The 18,680-nt window shown below is 39.4% G+C and carries 15 protein-coding genes; 7 read left to right on the plus strand and 8 right to left on the minus strand.

What is annotated here, in order from left to right; translation table 11 throughout:
• Positions 1 to 316 precede the first annotated feature (316 nt).
• Together JG479_RS10005 and JG479_RS10010 are read left to right on the plus strand one after the other, a co-directional pair.
• Complete coding sequence (locus JG479_RS10005; protein ID WP_002961689.1) at positions 317 to 1,204, plus strand: LysR family transcriptional regulator; 888 nt, start codon at positions 317 to 319, stop codon at positions 1,202 to 1,204.
• 54 nt (positions 1,205 to 1,258) lie between these two features.
• Positions 1,259 to 2,023 carry a YdcF family protein gene (locus tag JG479_RS10010; RefSeq protein WP_149602414.1) on the plus strand — a complete coding sequence of 255 codons (765 nt, stop codon included), beginning with the start codon at positions 1,259 to 1,261 and terminating at the stop codon, positions 2,021 to 2,023.
• Positions 2,024 to 2,037: 14 nt separating this feature from the next.
• Here JG479_RS10010 and JG479_RS10015 read toward each other — a convergent pair whose 3' ends face one another.
• A complete protein-coding gene (locus JG479_RS10015; RefSeq protein WP_002961686.1) occupies positions 2,038 to 2,790 on the minus strand; it encodes a Nif3-like dinuclear metal center hexameric protein in 753 nt (250 codons plus the stop codon).
• A gap of 150 nt (positions 2,791 to 2,940) precedes the next feature.
• Here JG479_RS10015 and JG479_RS10020 point away from each other — a divergent pair, with 150 nt between their 5' ends.
• Positions 2,941 to 3,282 (plus strand): hypothetical protein, encoded by a 342-nt coding sequence (locus tag JG479_RS10020; protein ID WP_002961684.1) that lies wholly within the window; start codon positions 2,941 to 2,943, stop codon positions 3,280 to 3,282.
• Between the two features lie 138 nt (positions 3,283 to 3,420).
• Here the strand turns inward: JG479_RS10020 and JG479_RS10025 are convergent, their stop codons facing one another.
• From JG479_RS10025 to JG479_RS10045, 5 genes are all read right to left on the minus strand, one after another.
• Entirely contained in the window at positions 3,421 to 6,600 is a 3,180-nt protein-coding gene (locus JG479_RS10025; protein ID WP_200219110.1) for an amidohydrolase family protein, read from the minus strand.
• 105 nt (positions 6,601 to 6,705) lie between these two features.
• A complete protein-coding gene (locus tag JG479_RS10030) occupies positions 6,706 to 7,530 on the minus strand; it encodes a M90 family metallopeptidase (protein ID WP_024595522.1) in 825 nt (274 codons plus the stop codon).
• Positions 7,531 to 7,706: 176 nt separating this feature from the next.
• Positions 7,707 to 8,345 carry a chloramphenicol acetyltransferase gene (locus JG479_RS10035; RefSeq protein WP_200220336.1) on the minus strand — a complete coding sequence of 213 codons (639 nt, stop codon included), beginning with the start codon at positions 8,343 to 8,345 and terminating at the stop codon, positions 7,707 to 7,709.
• Between the two features lie 185 nt (positions 8,346 to 8,530).
• On the minus strand, positions 8,531 to 9,571 hold the full coding sequence (locus JG479_RS10040; protein WP_200219112.1) for a Leu/Phe/Val dehydrogenase: 1,041 nt from the start codon (positions 9,569 to 9,571) through the stop codon (positions 8,531 to 8,533).
• Positions 9,572 to 10,001: 430 nt separating this feature from the next.
• Positions 10,002 to 11,528, minus strand: a complete 1,527-nt coding sequence (locus JG479_RS10045; protein WP_007375888.1) for a fumarate hydratase — start codon at positions 11,526 to 11,528, stop codon at positions 10,002 to 10,004.
• Positions 11,529 to 11,683: 155 nt separating this feature from the next.
• On the opposite strand from JG479_RS10045, the gene pabB reads away from it, so the two are divergent.
• The 3 genes from pabB to JG479_RS10060 all read left to right on the plus strand — a co-directional run bounded on the left by pabB (position 11,684) and on the right by JG479_RS10060 (position 15,104).
• Complete coding sequence (gene pabB, locus JG479_RS10050) at positions 11,684 to 13,042, plus strand: aminodeoxychorismate synthase component I (RefSeq protein WP_200219114.1); 1,359 nt, start codon at positions 11,684 to 11,686, stop codon at positions 13,040 to 13,042.
• Between the two features lie 6 nt (positions 13,043 to 13,048).
• Entirely contained in the window at positions 13,049 to 13,624 is a 576-nt protein-coding gene (locus JG479_RS10055; protein ID WP_182696425.1) for an NUDIX hydrolase, read from the plus strand.
• Positions 13,625 to 13,727: 103 nt separating this feature from the next.
• Positions 13,728 to 15,104 (plus strand): L-serine ammonia-lyase, encoded by a 1,377-nt coding sequence (locus tag JG479_RS10060; RefSeq protein ID WP_200220337.1) that lies wholly within the window; start codon positions 13,728 to 13,730, stop codon positions 15,102 to 15,104.
• A gap of 74 nt (positions 15,105 to 15,178) precedes the next feature.
• On the opposite strand, the gene cysB is transcribed toward JG479_RS10060, so the two are convergent.
• The gene (gene cysB / locus JG479_RS10065; RefSeq protein ID WP_002961670.1) at positions 15,179 to 16,156 is read right to left on the minus strand and encodes an HTH-type transcriptional regulator CysB; all 978 of its coding nucleotides are present in this window, start codon (positions 16,154 to 16,156) and stop codon (positions 15,179 to 15,181) included.
• A gap of 324 nt (positions 16,157 to 16,480) precedes the next feature.
• On the opposite strand from cysB, the gene JG479_RS10070 reads away from it, so the two are divergent.
• Positions 16,481 to 17,239, plus strand: coding sequence for a hypothetical protein (locus JG479_RS10070; protein ID WP_024606544.1), 759 nt, complete (start codon positions 16,481 to 16,483; stop codon positions 17,237 to 17,239).
• An 81-nt stretch (positions 17,240 to 17,320) separates the two neighbouring features.
• On the opposite strand, the gene JG479_RS10075 is transcribed toward JG479_RS10070, so the two are convergent.
• A complete protein-coding gene (locus JG479_RS10075; RefSeq protein ID WP_010555089.1) occupies positions 17,321 to 18,613 on the minus strand; it encodes an NCS2 family permease in 1,293 nt (430 codons plus the stop codon).
• Positions 18,614 to 18,680: the final 67 nt, after the last annotated feature.

An 18,680-nucleotide genomic window follows, 5' to 3' on the forward strand; every position in this document is an offset into this window, starting at 1 on the left:
TAAACCACAATCTAAATTATGCATTCAACAAATCTCACCTCATACCGTTATCAACATGGTTAAAACTCACGCTGAGCTAAAACACACAGCAATCGTTATATTTAAAATACAACATGAAGCAAACTCATCTAAAACTCATCAAACCAGTTTTCAAATGACTTTTATCATTACTAACCCTAATATTTTCACGATTCATAGCGATAAACTGCAATAAAATGCATTACTTTAGCCATCTAGACGTTGAAACGTTTTTTATATAGGCGTAGTATGTAATTAATCTGAGCTGAACTCACTTTTTCCATGAGAATTTTTAAAGATGATTGGTATTAAACATTTAAAAACCATAGCAACCCTAAAAGAAACAGGATCTTTGGTTAATACAGCACGAGAGTTATTTTTGACACAGTCTGCTTTATCTCATCAAATCAAAGATTTAGAGAATAAATTGGATTGCCAATTATTTGAGCGTAAAACTCAACCAGTCCGCTTTACCCCTCAGGGAATGCTATTACTTGAATTAGCTCACGAAATATTGCCAAAAATGGAAGCGACTAAATGTCGTTTAAAAGAAAGCTTAAACCAGCCTATTTCTCAACTGCGTTTGAGCGTGGAATGCCATGCATGTTTTCATTGGTTATTACCTACTATTAAAGAATTTAATAACTTTTGGCCTGATATAAAAATTGATTATGAACGTGGCTTTAGTTACGACGCTATTCCTGACTTACTAAGCGATGAGCTCGATTTAGTTTTAACGTCTGACATACGCGAACCCGACACATTAGAATACGCGCACTTATTTGATTTTAAATTGAAGCTTATTGTGGCGCCGGATCATGAACTTGCTAAAAAAGCGTATGTAACAGCGCTTGATTTAAAAAACGAAACTATTATTTCATACCCTATTCCGCGTGAACGCCAAGATATATTTAAGCATTTCATTCAAAATGCTCGTTTTGACGGTACATTAAAAACGGTTGACCAAGGACTACTTATTTTTCAACTAGTAAGTGCTGGAATGGGCGTTGCCGCTTTACCTGATTGGCTAGTTACACCTTATGAAAGCCAAGGCTTAATTAAATCAATTCCTTTGGGCGCTCTTGGTCTTACTCGCCCTATGTATTTAGCGATGAAAAAAGACATGAAAGATAACCCTGTTTATCGTCACTTTTTAAATACCTGTAAGCTAAATAACGGTCGATAATCATCAATATAATAAGTAATATCGCTGTAATTAACTCTACAGCGTTTAACTCTTATGTTTGTTATTAAAAAAATGATTGGTGGTTTACTTATGCCACTGCCTCTATTTGGTTTATTTGCGTGCCTGATGCTTCTACTGGCATTTAAAGGCCGCAAATCAGCCCTCTTCTTGTCTACTTTAAGCTTAATTGTATTACTTGCATTGAGCACACCCTTTATCGCAAATTTAATTATCCAAAATAATGAACCAGCGTCGCTTGCATTTAATGCCCTAAAGCACCCTAAAATAGACAAAATAGTTGTACTAGGTTGCGATATAAACCCAAATTCGGCTTTAAGTTCAAATAATCAATTAGGTAATTGTGCGCTAACGCGCTTAGTCGAAGGTGTAAAACTTGCCAAGTACTACCCTAATGCAGAGCTTATAGTTTCAGGCGGGGGTTATAAAAATACCACTAATAGCGGGCTTATGTATCAAACGGCAATTAGTTTAGGCGTTAATAAGAGCCGTATTTTCCAAAATCCAAAAGCAATGGATACAGGTGAAGAAGCTAAATTACTGGCATCAAAATTAGTCGACTTTAAAGTTGCACTAGTAACATCTGTACTGCACATGCCCCGTGCCAAAGACTTATTTAGTGCTCAAGGTATTGAAGTAGTTACCGCAGCCACTGATTATCATAATTTTGCAGCGCTGCCGTGGAGCAAGCAGTTTATTCCCAATGCTCATGCCTTACTTGTGGTTACGCAATACAGTCACGAAGTAGTAGGAAATATATGGATAAGTTTGCGCCGCTGGATAGATCCAGAGGCGCTGTAACTTATATAGCCTAATTAAACTGGGTTATCTATGTCTATAAATGTCACATCAAAACCATGCTCTTGAGCAAGTAACTCACCTAGTGCTTTTACGCCATAGCGCTCTGTTGCATGATGCCCAGCTGCAAAAAAATCAATGTTTTGCTCACGAGAACTATGAATTGTCTGCTCCGATGCTTCACCCGTTAAATAAGCATCAATGCCTTGATCTGCTGCTAAGTCAATATATCCTTGCCCACCACCAGTACACAGTGCAATGGTTTCTATTTTAGCTGAACGTACTAAGCTTGTGAGCGGGGTTCGATTAAGCACCTTTGCAATTTTATCTGCAAAATCTTCACCACTTAATGGTGTTTTTAAACGCCCTTTCATTGCTACGCTATTTGGAGTTGGCTCTAGCCCTGTTTCAATTTCAATATCTAATAACTTTGCAAGTTGTGCGTTATTGCCAACTGCTGGGTGAATATCGAGTGGTAAGTGATAGCCGAATAAATTAATATCGTTTGCTAGTAGCGCGCCTATGCGACGCTTTTTCATACCCGTTATTGGTTGAGACTCCCCTTTCCAAAAAAAACCATGATGAACCAAAATAGCATCTGCTTGTTGCTCAATGGCAGCTTCTATTAAGGCTTGACTTGCGGTTACACCCGTCACAATTTTTTTAATTTCGTTTTTACCTTCGACCTGTAAGCCATTTGGGCAAAAATCTTTTATTAAATGAGGTTTCAAAATGTCATTTAGGAGTTGGTTAAATTCTCTACGTTGCATACAACTTACCTTACTTAGCACTGAATTTTGTGCAAATTTTGGCGTTTATAGGCCTAAAATGGAAGGAAAATCGCAAAAAATTGAAAAACTGTTTTAAAATAGGTATAAATACCTCTTCTTTATCTGTGTTCACAACGTATAGGGTCTCTGATGAGCAAACTAGACAAAACAGAAGTGTTATCTGCCTTTGAAGCAGCGTACGAAACTGCCAATGGTAAAAAACCTGAAATCACAACCAAACCTGGTTGGTACAGCATTGATGGCGGTAAAAATTTACGCCTAGCTGACGTAGCAGAGCTTACTAAAAAATTAAACTCTGGTAAAACAACTAAAACGAAAAAACCAAAAGCAGCTGCTCCTGTTAAAGCACAGAAAAAAGCGCCATTCACTGTTGTTACCGAAAATGAAGAAGGTTACACAGCGGAAGAACTTTGGATTGTAATTTTAGCTCGTAAAGATCATGACTGTCGCTTACCGCGCGGTGTTGTTTAATCAACATTTATGATTTTTAAAAGAAACCGCGTTAAGCGGTTTTTTTATATCCGTTATTTGCCAAAAACATAAAGCTTTATAAGTTGTGTAAGGCTAAAAAAAGCGGCTATGTAGCCGCTTTAAAAAGTTTAAAATAAATTACAGTTCTTCAAAATAAAGTGGTTCGCGTTCTTTTTTACCCACTTCATTCATTGTCTCTGCATTGAATAATCGACCATTGATCATGGTGTAATCTACTTTATCCGAATCTCGAATATTTTTAAGCGGATCGCCATCTATAACCATTAAATCAGCCAGTTTACCCACTTCAAGCGAGCCTACGTTTTTATCAAGCCCTAAATACTTAGCCGGATCGAGTGTCGATGCACGTATTGCCTCAAGCGGTGTCATTCCGCCTTGTGCAAACATCCACATCTCCCAGTGTGCACCTAAGCCTTCACGCTGACCGTGAGCACCTAAGTTAACTAATACACCTAGGTCTTGCAGCTCAGCAGCAACGCGTGCGTTATTAAAGTGATTATAGTGATGATCGGGCGCTTTAATGCGGCGCATAGAGCGTGGTAATAATTGATTTTTTGGCACAAATTTACTTAAACGCGGATGATTCCACACATCAGTTTTATCGTACCAGTAGTTCTCCCCCCAAATGCCACCATAAGCCACTACAAGTGTTGGTGTATAACCAACATCACTTTGCGACCATAACTGCTTTATATCGTCGTATATGTGCTCTACAGGGATTGAATGTTCAATACCTGTGTGTCCATCTACAATCATACTTAAGTTATGTTGTAATAATGAGCCGCCTTCAGGGACAACCATCATTTCAAGCATCCGGCCTGCTTCAATAACTTGTTGGCGCTGCTCTCGACGTGGCTGGTTATACGATTTAACACTAAACGCCCCTACTTTTTTAAGGCGCTCTAAATGAAATTTAGCATCGTCTAACGAGTCAATATGCGAAGTATAACCTGGCATATTTGCGCCATATAAAATAGTACCCGTTGAGAAAATACGCGGGCCAACAATCATGCCTGCCTTTTGCATTTCGCTTGCGGTAAATATTTCTGAGGTATCGTTTGATGGATCGTGAATTGTAGTTACACCCAGCGCTAAACCTGCAAAGTTTTTCCAGTTTTGCTCAGGTATAATTTCACCACTTGCTTGCGAGCCATGTGCATGAGCATCAACAATACCAGGCATAATAGTTTTACCTGTTACATCAATAACCTCAGCACCTTTAGGGATGCTTATCTCGCTGGCTGTACCAATTGCTTTAATATGCTTGCCATCAGTAATAATGACGCCATTTTCAATAACCTTTTCGCCATCCATAGTTATAATTTTTGCACCAGTGAGCGCAATCATGCCTTTAGGCTCTGCCATTTTTTTACTGAAACCAATATTATCGCCACTTTTCACTTTAAAGTCGGCATCTTCGGCTTTGTTAATGGCAAACATCCCCTCAAGGCTTGCATGATAAAGCTCAGGCCCTAATGTCCAATAAAGTTTGTTGCTCTTAGCACTCCAGCTAATGTTTTCACCAGCACGTACCGATAACTGCTCTATTGGAAATTGACTGTCTTTAGGCCCAATATTAATTGTTTTACCACTTTGTACAAACGGGGTTACAAATACTTTAAATCGCTCTGCAAACGCTAAATATTTGCCATCTGGTGATACTCTAAATTCTGTCGCATGCTCTGACTCGTATAGTTTGCTAACTTTTTTACTTTCAAGCTCTACTACACTTAACGTTGGTTTTGGCCAAGGACTCATAATGAAAACACGATCGTTTGCATCTCCAAATTGTGGTTGATAACCACTTTTTGAAATAAGCTCACTTTTACCGCCTTTAGCGCTTACGCTATAAACCCCCGGATTAAGTGACCACTTAGGGTTTAAAATACTGCCGCCAGTGGCTTTACGATAAACAACCGTTTTACCATCTGGGCTAAACGTAGGCTCTACATATTTCCCGGGCTCTTTAGTAATTGTATCGCCACGACCACTACGCGCAGAAACCACTCTCACTGACCCTTGTTTGGTATCGTCCCATGTGGTGTAAACTATTTTTTTACCATCGCGAGAGTACTGTGGAAATAATTCGTAATGATCAGTTTGCTTTGTTAAACGCTTAATTTTACCTGACTCTAAATCACGTTTATAAATATGCCCAAGCGCTTCAAAAATTGCCGTTTCGCCATCTGGGCTTACTTGCACATTACGTAGCATTTTTACATCAAACTCATCAGTATCTAAGTTTTGTGTAAAGCGCACCGCTTTTTGAATTTTTTTACTTGTTTGCACTTTAAAAGGAATGGTTTTTACAGATTTGTCTGCAACATCTAGCTTGTGAATTGTACCACCAGCCCAAAACACCAGTTCTTCGTTATCTGGTGTCCATGCAATGGTTGGGTATACACCATGAATAGCCCATGTTTCTTGCATATCTCGCTCAAGCTTATCGTAAAGCTTAGTGTGCTCACCGCTGGTTAAGTCATATAAATAAAGACTAGTTTGAAAGTCATCACGCTTTATATAAGCAAGCTTTTTACCATCAGGTGACGGTGTAGGCCTAATAGCACCGCCCATCGTATCGATTATGGTTTCAATTTCACCCGTTTCACGGTCGTAGCGCTTAATTTTATAAATGCCCGCTACAGAATCTTTTGAATAATGAAAGGTTTTACCGGGTGTTGCATCATGCGAAAAGTATACATAACGACCATCAGGTGAAAACATTGGCTCACCTAAATCTTTTTGATCGTTCTCGCGTTTTGTAAGCTGCACGCCCTTGCCACCCGCTTTATGATACAACCACACTTCACCTGCTCCCAATGAGCGGCTAGCTGTAAAGTGTTTACGCGCAACTAAGTAGTCGCCATCAGGACTCCATGCAGGACTATTTAGTAATCTAAAGGTTTCATCGGTAACAGCGTGTTGATTTTCGCCATTTAAGTCCATTATCCAAATGTTATCGCCGCCACCTTGGTCGGAGGTAAACGCAATACTTTTGCCGTTAGGACTAAAACGAGGTTGCATTTGCCATGCAATATCAGAGGTGAGCTTTGTGGCTGTACCACCACTCATTGGCATAGTGTAAATATCGCCAAGTAAGTCAAACACCACGGTTTTACCATCAGGGCTAATATCTATATTCATCCATGTGCCTTGCTCAACGCTAATTTCAGCGTCAACAAATTGCCCTTTTGGTGAATCCACTTGCCATTTTTGTTCGTCTTTTTCGGCGGCATTTACCTGCCCTATCGCTAATGACACCGACAGCGCCAATACTGTATGAAGCATTTTTTTCATGCATTTCTCGCTTGTTATTGTTGCAGTAAAAACTATTTCACATGATTGCAACAAAAACAAACGCAACTTGCCAGCGTTATATGATAAAGCGCGGTTTATGTAGGTTTAATGCCAAACAATAGGGTCAAATTGATAGTAATTAACTAGCATACTGTAAATTTCAGGATCGTATCGGCGAAGCTCTGCGGGTTTTTCGAGGAAGGTTTCGGTGAGTACAGCAAAAAACTCAGCTTCGTTAGTCGCACCATAGCTGTGAATAACATGCGGCATGCTATAGGCAACATGACTTTTTAACTGGGTGAAAGCACGGCTAAATACTCGGCCCCACTCTTTGTAATCTGCTGAGCTTTTTAAAATGGGCGTACCCGTTGTTTTACCTGTTTCCTGATCAAGTTGATGCGCAAACTCATGAAATACCAGGTTATGTCCATCACTTGGCAAGCGGTTACCTTCAAGCACGTCATGCCAACTGAGTACAAGTGTGCCGCCAGGCCATGACTCGCCTAGTCTTACCGTATTATGGTAACTCACAAGTCCTGCACTATCGCGAGTTGATTGCGGAGCATAATAAGCACTTGGGTATAATAAAATTTCTTTTACATTTCTATATAACGGCCACGGTTTATTAAGCACTAATACACACGCATCGGCGGCAACAATTAACTTCATTGCAGACGTTAGCTTTAAGCCATCACAACCAACGAAGCGTTTTTCGTTTAAAAACCACGTAATATGTCGCTCTAACTTTTCTCTGTCAGCGTCGGTCATTTTTTTATAGATGGGCATGCAACGCAGTAAAATATCTTTTTGCTGCGAATTTAAAGCAAAATCTTTATATTTACTGCGCCATAATCGGTTTTGAATTGATGGCCAACGCCAGAAAATCACCACAAAAAGAATTAAAACAACAATTAACAGTCCATTTATCATGGGGATTTCCTGAGCTAAGGTATGGTATATAAATATGTCCAGCACACGTGCTTTTCAAGCATATAAGGTTATGTATTTGAATAAAAAGTAATTCACATCGCATTGCTTATAGATTACTTATAGATTACTTATAAATTGTTTACTGCTTTGCACTGCCGTTACTGATGTGTTTAAAGTTAACCTTTGCAAAAGGAGTCAAATGTACCCTGCAATGTGTTTATAAATTTCGCTACGTGCAAACCATCCATTAATGAGTGGTGTACATCGATAGCTAAAGGTATTGTACCTGTGTGTTTATCAAACTGACCAAATACAAATTTAGGAATGCCTAAACTCTCCCCTTCACTAAATGCATGCGAAAACGCACTAAAATTCAGCCACGGCAAAACAGATATATGAATTAAATCTGCCTGCCCTTCTGTTTGAGCAAATGCATCAGAAAATAACGGCTGTAATTTCGCTTTTTTGCTTACGTCACTTGCATGATTTACAAACTCTTTAAAATCGCTTGCGCTGTTAAAATAACTAAAAACAAACGTATCGTTTTCAGACAACTCAACCACACTTGCGCGAACACTATTAAGTAACCATGGTTGATTATCTATTATACGTAGCATTATTGAATCGTACTCATGGCACGCTTTTAAGGTGCAATATACATACGCTTGAAAAAAAGAAAATTGATTGGTTTTGCAATAGTCGTAAAGTGCTTGAGCATCTAAACGCACACACACATTAAAATAAGGCTGAGAAAAGTGTTTAAATAATTCAAAGTGTTGCTTTCTAGGCCAATTATCTAAATCGATAGGCTGCATGAGAGAAGTTGAGGGAGTCATAATTTGCCGCACAAAATTAAAAATAAAGTGTACCGCTGTTCAGTAACAATTGCATTAGGGTCTATTAATCTTTCAAGGTTAAATCCGCAAAGATCAACACCCCTTAACTTACAGATAAACAAAAGGTGTGCAATTGCACACCTTTATGTAAATTAGAACTTAAATTACAGACCGTTTTTAATGATCTCTTGCGCTAATTCGTCAGCAATTAAATGCGTTGATTTTTGCTCTTTTTCGCTGCGAGCAAAAATTTCAGTTAACGTATTAAAAATACCTTCAACATGTTTATTAGAGGCTGCGGCACTGTAACCTTCTGGCGCTGTTTCATAATAAACATTAATAATACCACCGGCGTTAATTACGTAATCTGGTGCATATAAAATGCCTTTTTCACGAATAACTTCACCGTGGCGAGATTCAGCTAACTGATTGTTAGCACAACCCGCAATAATAGTCGCCTTTAAACGCGGTATCGTTAAATCGTTAATAGTTGCACCTAATGCACAAGGTGCATATACATCAACATTTAAGTCGTAAATGTCATCAATGCCTACCGCAGTTGCACCAAAATCACTTACTACACGGTCAATGGCAGCTTGGTTAATGTCAGTTACAAACAACTCAGCACCCGCATCATGTAAATGTTTACACAAACCATAAGCAACAGCACCTAGACCTTGAACAGCCACTTTTACGCCTGCAAAATTTTGATGGCCACGTTGATGCTGTAGCGCTGCTTTAATTCCTAAAAAAGTACCGTATGCTGTAAATGGCGATGGGTTACCGCTTTTACCTTCAAGACCCAGTACGTAATTAGTTTCTTTATTCATGATAGCTACATCAGCACATGTGATGTTTACATCTTCTGCTGAGTAATAGCTGCCATTTAATCGCTCTAACTGACGGCCAAATGCACGAAATAATTGCTCAGATTTAATTTCTTTCGCATTACCTATAATTACAGATTTACCGCCACCAAAGGGTAAGCGCGCAACTGCATTTTTATAAGTCATGCCCTTTGATAAACGTAGCACGTCGTAAACAGCATCTTCGTCGTTTGCATAATCCCACATTCTACATCCGCCAACTGCAGGACCTAGGTTAGTATTATGTACAGCAATAATTGCTTTTAAACCCGACTCTTCATCAGAACAAAAAACCACTTGTTCATGGTTATCAAATTCAACTCGATTAAACACAGCCACTTAAAATACTCCGAAATAGTTAACCCGTGAGAGGGTATGCGCGCTGGAAATTGCCGAGACTTTATCACTTCATATACGTGTTCGCTATACTCACAGATGATAAAACCAATGAAAACATCAAGCTTAAATTAAATAACCAAATTAAAACTTTTATATAGATAAAAAATTCACAAAACCGTCATTTGTAAGTTTTAAATACTATAAATATAAAAACCTCACTAACTTACGTTTACGTACACGTAACACAATTATTGCGTGTAAAGTTTAATATACAAGTGCTACTTGCCCGCCACGTACCGCTGCCTATAGGTTTTCAGTAAAAAGTGAGCTTTTTCGCAAACTGGTCAGAGCTGTAAACTTACTAATAACTCTATTTAAAAAAACAAAAAAGCGAGCACTAGGCTCGCTTTTTAAAAATACAAAACGTACGTTATTTTAGCTTGCTATCAAGCTCTTCAATTTTAGCTTTCCAGATTGCAGGACCTTGTGTATGCGCATTGGCGCCTTCACTGTCGACTGCAACGGTCACTGGCATATCTTCAACTTCAAATTCGTAAATAGCTTCCATACCTAAATCTTCAAAAGCTACAACACGCGCTTTTTTAATCGCTTTAGATACTAAGTAAGCTGCGCCGCCTACGGCCATTAAATAAACAGATTTATGCTCTTTAATAGACTCAACAGTTGCAGGGCCACGTTCAGCTTTACCAATCATGCCTACAATGCCTGTTTTTTCTAGCATCATATCGGTAAATTTATCCATGCGAGTGGCTGTTGTAGGGCCTGCAGGACCTACTGCTTCATCGCGTACCGCATCCACAGGGCCTACGTAATAAATAAATTTATTATCAAAGTCTACGCCCTCAGGTAAACCTTCACCTGAGTTGATCATATCTTGCAAACGTTTATGCGCTGCATCACGACCGGTTAAAATAGTGCCCGAAAGTAAAACGGTTTCACCCATTTTCCATTCTTGAACATCTTTTTTAGTCAGTGTATTTAAATCAACACGACGTGTGCCTTCGCCCACTTCAAATGTTACTTGTGGCCAATCTTCTAGTTTAGGTGCTTTTAAATTAGCAGGGCCAGAACCGTCAAGCGTAAAATGTACATGGCGAGTTGCCGCACAATTTGGGATCATTACTACAGGTTTTGAAGCTGCATGCGTTGGTGCTGTTTTAATTTTAACATCAACAACCGTTGTTAAACCGCCTAAGCCTTGTGCGCCAATACCTAATTTATTAGCACGGTCAAAAATTTCTAAACGCAGTTTTTCTTCAGTTGTCTCTGCGCCGCGTTCCATTAATTCATGGATATCAACCGGATCCATTAACGACTCTTTAGCCATTACTGCTGCTTTTTCAGCCGTACCACCAATACCTATACCTAGCATGCCTGGCGGACACCAACCAGCACCCATTGTTGGTAGTGTTTTTTCTACCCATGCAGCAACATCATCTGACGGGTTTAACATAACCATTTTACTTTTGTTTTCAGAGCCGCCGCCTTTAGCCGCAACCATTACTTCTACTTTTCCACCCGCTACTAAATCAATATGCACAACCGAAGGCGTATTATCTTTAGTATTTTTACGCGTACCAGCAGGGTCTGCAACAATAGATGCACGTAAAGGGTTATCTGGATTCAAATATGCACGACGAGTACCTTCATCAACCATTTGTTGAACGGTTAAATCTGTTTTATCCCACTTAACATCCATACCTACTTTAACAAAACAGGTAATAATACCGGTGTCTTGGCAAAGTGGACGCTTGCCTTCAGCCGACATGCGTGAGTTAATTAAAATTTGTGCAATGGCGTCTTTAGCCGCTTTACTTTGTTCTTTGTTGTACGCTTTTTCGAGTGCTTGAACAAAATCAAGTGGGTGATAGAACGAAATATATTGCAATGCATCTTCAATGCTATCAATAAAGTCTTGCTGACAAATTGTACTCATAGTGGTTCCTTAAGTTACCGTTACGCGTTGTCGCGTAATCTAAATCAAACCGGTGACGGTGGTTTGCACTGTTTTTTGCAGCTTAGTGCTGCCAAAAAATTTGACTTATGATACCCTCCCAGCCCGTTTCGAGCCAGTTCTTAAAGGGGCAGTAAATGCTAAACAATAAAAAAAATTGTATTAAATTAGGCATAACACAAAACTGCATTGACGTTTTTGCGCATTTTTCACATTTGCCTTACGCAATTCTATTAGATTCTGCAAATAGTAATCATATAAACAGCCGTTTTGATATTATTGCCATTGAGCCGCAAAGTACCCTTGAAGTAAAAAATAATAAAAGCTTTTTAAATAATATAGAAAGTAGTGATAACTGCTTTGAAATTATGAATAATGAGCTTTCGCATCTTGCTAAAACAAAAGCCGATTACGATTTACCCTTTAACGGCGGCTGGCTTGGCTACTTTGGCTACGACTTAGGGCGTACAATTGAAAACATCCCCACTCATGCTATTGAAGACATTAATCTTCCCCAAATGGCTATTGGCCTTTACTTAGATGCCCTTATTTACGACAAGCTGCAACAAAGCTGGTTTTATGTATCGCAGCCAAACACCGATCGATTAGCGCTTTATGAGCAATATTTAAATACGCACGTTAACTCCCAAGTTAATACGCAGTCCTTTGCCCTAAACAGCGACTGGCAATCAAATATGAGCGAAACGGAGTACGCTTCAAAGTTTGCCCAAATTGAGGAGTATTTAAAAAGTGGCGATTGTTACCAAATTAATTTAGCGCAGCGCTTCAACGCTCAGTTTGAAGGCTCCCCTTGGGCAGCTTACATTAAACTACGTGAAGCAAATAAAGCGCCATTTTCGAGCTTTATAAATCACCCTCAAGGGGCAATTTTATCAATTTCCCCTGAGCGCTTTATATCAGTAAATAATAACGTTGTAGAAACCAAACCTATTAAAGGCACACTGCCGCGAAAAGCTGATGCGCTGGAGGATCAACGCCAAGCCCAAATACTCGCAGCATCAGCTAAAGATCGCGCTGAAAATGTCATGATTGTTGATTTACTGCGTAACGACTTAGGCAAAGTGGCAAAACCTGGCAGCGTTCACGTCCCTTCCCTTTTTGCCATTGAAAGCTTTCCGGCAGTGCATCATTTAGTAAGCACGGTAACCTCAGAACTTGATGAAGGTAAAACAGCGGTCGATCAGCTAGAAGCGGCTTTTCCGGGTGGATCAATCACCGGTGCGCCCAAAATTAGGGCGATGGAAATAATTGAAGAACTAGAACCACATCGCCGCAGCATTTATTGTGGTTCAATTGGTTATTTAAGTGCATGTGGAAATATGGATACGAGTATCACTATTCGTACCTTGGTATGCCACAAAGCGCAAATTTACTGCTGGGCTGGTGGCGGAATAGTCGCTGATTCTAAAGTCGAATTGGAATATCAAGAAACTTACGATAAAGTAAATAAAATCCTCCCTTTATTAAAACAGTAGGTCGCTTTGAATAGTGAACACATTATGGCGCGGTTTCTGTTAAGCCCTACAGCTGCGCCAAACCAGTTAAAAGACACGCGTAAAAAACGTGCTAGCGCTGTTATGCTGCCAATTATTGATATAGATAACCATGCACATATTTTACTGTGTAAACGCCCTACTTATTTACACCATCACCCTGGGGAGATTTGTTTGCCCGGAGGTAAGTTTGAAGTAAGCGACATTACCCTTCGCACCACAGCCCTTCGCGAACTAAAAGAAGAGCTAAATATTGCCCAAAACAACGTTAATGTATTAGGTCACTTACCTGAGTATTCAACATTAACGGGTTTTAGTATTAGCCCCTATGTGGGTTTACTTAATAAAGGCACCACCTGGGAAAATGATTATAATGAAGTACAAGCGAGCTTTTTGCTCTCGGTCACTGAGCTAAATAACGAAGCTAACTGGCAACCCTTACCTTTTCAACGATTTGGGAAAACGGTTATTTTGCAAGGTTTTAAAACACCACATGGTTTACTTTGGGGTGCGACTGCAAGCATTATAAAAAACTTTACAAAACAACTCGCCTTACCAGTTTAAATCTTCGTTATTAGTAGTTACACAATCACAATTCCACGTTATCATGCTCGACCGTTCAAAGAGCAGCTTCGTGCTGATAAAACAAAGTAGAGACACACACATTATGATCAGTGCATTTGATATGTTTAGCATTGGTATTGGCCCTTCGTCATCACACACCGTTGGCCCAATGCGCGCATCACGCTTATTTGTTAATGACCTACAAGAACAACAATTATTAGCAAATGTGACCGATATTAAAGTAGAGCTTTATGGCTCTTTGGGTCAAACAGGTGTTGGCCATGGCTCGGGTAAAGCCGTAATTCTTGGTTTAGCCGGTTATGACCCTGAAACTATAGATGCCGATTTAGTCGACGACATTTTAGCGACCATCGAAAAAGATCAGGTTATTTATTTAAACAAAACACACAAAGCTAAGTTTCCAAAACAAGGCGCTATTGTTTTTCATCGTCGAAAAACGCTGCCTAAGCACTCTAATGCAATGGAAATTATCGCCTCAAACAACGGCGAAAAAGTTTACAGCAAAGTATATTACTCTATTGGCGGTGGCTTTATTGTTACTGATGAAGAGTTTGAAAACGAAAAACAAGCAGCCATTGATATTAGAGAAGAAAACCCAGCTCCTTTCCCTTTCAGTAGCGCAAAAGAGCTACTAGAGATGTGTAAAGAGTCAGGGCTTAGTGTTTCAAGCTTGATGATGAAGAACGAAAAAACACTGCGCACTGAAGATGAAATAAAAGACACGCTGTTTCATATTTGGAAAGTAATGATGGCCTGTATTGACCGTGGTATGCGTACCGAAGGTATCCTACCTGGCGGCTTAAAAGTAAAGCGCCGTGCGCCAAGCTTATACTTAAAACTAAATATAGAAGTCAGTAACGACCCACTTCGTGCAATGGACTGGGTTGATTTATTTGCCCTTGCCGTAAACGAAGAAAATGCGGCAGGTGGTCGTGTAGTTACCGCACCAACTAATGGTGCTGCGGGTATTTTACCGGCTGTGCTTATGTACTATCACACATTTGTGAAAGAAGTAGACCGCGATATAGCCACACGTTATTTATTAACGGCTGCTGCTATTGGTATTTTATATAAAAAGAATGCCTCTATATCGGGTGCTGAAGTAGGTTGCCAAGGTGAAGTTGGCGTTGCGTGCTCTATGGCTGCAGGCGCATTAACAGAAATTGTTGGTGGCAATGTTGTGCAAGTAGAAAACGCAGCAGAAATTGGTATGGAACATAATTTAGGCCTCACGTGCGACCCTGTTGGTGGCTTAGTACAAGTACCGTGTATTGAACGTAATGCAATGGGCGCGATTAAAGCAATTAATGCCTCACGTTTAGCTATTCGTGGCAGTGGCGAGCAAAAGGTATCACTTGATAAAGTGATTAAAACCATGCTTGAAACCGGCAACGACATGAAAACCAAATACAAAGAAACCGCTCGCGGTGGATTAGCTGTTAATATTATCGAATGTTAATCAGCTCGCTATAAAAAGAAAAGCTGCCTATTTAAAAGTAGGCAGCTTTTTTATTGTTCGTTTAATGTAATACCTTATTTAACGGGTAACTCTATATCTGCAAATAACTTATCTACGTCATCTTGGTTACGTAACAAGCTTGCTCGCTCCACGCGCTCTTTAGTTAAATGCGGTGCAAAACGTTCGATAAAATCATACATATAAGTACGTAAAAAGCTGCCCTTTCTAAAACCAATTTTGGTCGTGCTTGCTTCAAATAAGTGGCTTGCATCAATACACACTAAATCGGTGTCGCTCACTTGATCTATCGCCATTGAAGCAACAACACCAACTCCTAAACCCAGTCGTACGTATGTTTTTATAACATCAGCATCGGTTGCGGTAAATACAATGTGTGGTTCAAGCCCGTGTGCGCTAAACGCTTTATCTAACTCTGAGCGGCCCGTAAAACCAAATACATATGTAATGAGTGGATATTGGGCAATATCAGCAACGGTTAAACTATTTGCCTTTTTAGCGAGCGGATGATCTTTAGCAACAACAATACTGCGGTTCCAATGGTAGCAAGGCAGCATAACTAAATCTGAATACAAATGCAGTGCTTCTGTTGCAATAGCAAAGTCGGCATCACCGCGTGCTGCAGCATCCGATATTTGCTGTGGAGTACCTTGGTGCATATGAAGCGATACCGCAGGGTATTTTTTCATAAACCCTTGAATCACGTTAGGCAAAGCATAACGAGCTTGGGTATGTGTTGTGGCAATATTTAACTTACCTTGATCAGGTAGCGTATGCTCATTAGCAACGGCTTTAATACCTTCTACTTTGGAGAGTATTTCACGAGAAATATTAATTATATCTTCGCCAGCACCGGTTACATGCGTTAAATGTTTACCACTGCGACCAAAAATTTGTACACCCAACTCATCTTCTAACATGCGTACTTGTTTAGAAATTCCTGGCTGCGAGGTAAATAAACTCTCAGCAGTCGCTGAAACATTTAATTTATGATTTTGTACTTCTACGATGTATCTGAGTTGTTGTAATTTCATGGCTGCAAATTTTAACGTTATTATTCATATTATTTATAAAGGCAATACCGCTTAAAACCAAGTGTTATTTGCGTAAAATATCACTTTAGGTCTTTAGGTGTGCAATTATCTGATTAGAGCTCAAGGCTAGCATAATAAATATGCTTCAGGTAGCGATGTTTATTCAGCTTTAGTTTATAAGCCCTTAGGGTGACTACGGTTTATAAAGAGCTCAACCTATCAATTTTTTGGTGTATTTTTTAAGTTAATCGGCGCAAAGCTACCCTGTTAACGTATATTTAATGTAAGATTAAATAATTAGGTTATATATCCGAGAATTACACCATGATCGTTTCTATTATAATAGTGCTTATAGTTGCATTGATTGTGATTGCACTTTGGGTAAGTGCTGTACAACAACACAAAGAAAAACAAGAAGCGGAACGACGCAAAGAGCTAACAAAACAAAAAGCTATAATAGAAGAAACTGAAGAAGCACTAATGAATAGTGCCAATATACCTCTTTCTGAAAATATAATCCGTGTATTGCAACGCCGTATTTACGAAGCATTAAACACGATGGTTACTAGTTCGCCAACATCCAAAGCACTCAAAAGCCGCTTAGGTGAGGCTAAAACGCACCTCACCAATGCAGTTCTAGACAACAGCAGTGAAGCCCTAACGTTACCCAATAATGACAAACAGCTTGTTGGCCTAATTCAAGGTATTAAAAAATTACGCTCAATTTTACGCTCTGAACATAATAAAGGTCGTATTGATAGCCAAGTTTTTGTTTTAGAAGATAAACGTCTTGAAAAACTACAACTGCGTATTAATATCGAAAGCCAAATAAAACGTGGTTTATCTGCCCGCTCAGCAAGTATGGTTGGCTCAGCAAGACAGTATTTTGAAAAAGCACAGGCAACGCTCAATGCAGTTACATACACCGATGAATATGTAACAACAAAACGCCAGGAAGTTGAAGGTTACTTAGAAGCAATTAGTGTTGAACTGCGAGCTTCTAATGCAAGCGCACTTAAAAAGAAAACAGAAGAAGAGCAAGACGACTTAGATATATTGTTTGCTCCTAAAAAGAAATGGTAGCGTTTTTATACTAAAAATAACTATTAAAAAAGCCTGCACAAATTAAATTTATGCAGGCTTTTCTGTATTTTTTGTTAGCTATTAAGACAAAAATGCAAACTTGAAAACAAACAAGGCTGTTAATATCCAAACACTAATACTGACTTGATCTTGCTTACCGCACAAAACTTTAACCGCCGTATAAGATATAAAACCAAGTGCAATACCGTGCGCAATCGAAAACGTTAATGGTGTCATTAGTAATACCACAGTAACAGGAATTGCATCGGTCATATCATCCCAATTTACAAACTTTAAATTTTGTAGCATCAGTACAGCGACATATAAAATAGCACCTGCTGTAGCATAAGCCGGTACCATTTGTGCAAGCGGTGCAAAAAACATCATTAGTAAAAAGCAAATACCTACAACTACAGCCGTTAAGCCAGTACGTCCGCCAACAGAAACACCAGCAACCGATTCTATATACGATGTAGTCGTAGACGTGCCTAGCATCGCACCTGCAATTGTTGCTGAGCTGTCAGCACTTAGTGCGCGTCCTAAACGAGGCATGTTACCTTTTTCATCAGCTAAACCAGCTTTTTGAGTGACCGCAACTAATGTACCCGAAGTATCAAAAAGATCGACAAACAAGAATGCAAAAATAACACTCATCATTGATATATCAAAAGCGGCGGCAAAATCTAGTTGCATAAAAGTAGGCATTATTGATGGTGGCATAGCCATAACACCGTGATATTCAACTAGCCCTAAACTTAGTGCAATGCCTGTCACTAATAAAATACTAATAAGTACACCGCTTTTAAAATCGCGGTATAAAAGCGCTGCAATTACAAAAAAGCTTAATATAGCTAATAATGGGCCTGGGGAAGTAATGTCGCCCAATTGCACTAATGTTGCTGGGCTTGAGACAATAATGCCTGCATTTTTAAGGGCAATTAAGGCTAAAAAAGCACCTATACCTGTTGCGATAGCTCGCTTGAGCACCAGAGGTATGGCATTAATAATCCATTCTCTGACTTTAAATAAACTTAAAAATAAAAATATACAACCCGACATAAAAACAGCCCCTAATGCGGCTTGCCAGGTATAACCCATTCCTAATACGACGCCATACGTAAAAAAGGCATTTAGTCCCATGCCAGGCGCTAATGCTAATGGATAATTAGCCCACAAACCCATTATAAAACAGCCTATCGCAGCTGCTATACAGGTAGCTACAAATGCAGCCCCTTGATCCATCCCTGCCTCAGCAAGCATAGCCGGGTTTACAAATACAATGTATACCATAGTGATAAAGGTCGTTAGGCCAGCAACGCATTCGCGTTTAACTGTTGAATTATTTTCGCTGAGTTTAAATAAGGCTTCAAACATAATAAACTTGTGATAGTAAAAAGTGGCGAGATTTTAACATAAAAATTATCTTTTACAGGACATTTTA

Origin of the sequence: Pseudoalteromonas sp. LC2018020214 (assembly GCF_016598755.1) — a bacterium.
In the GTDB taxonomy this organism is placed as follows: Bacteria; Pseudomonadota; Gammaproteobacteria; order Enterobacterales; family Alteromonadaceae; genus Pseudoalteromonas; species Pseudoalteromonas distincta.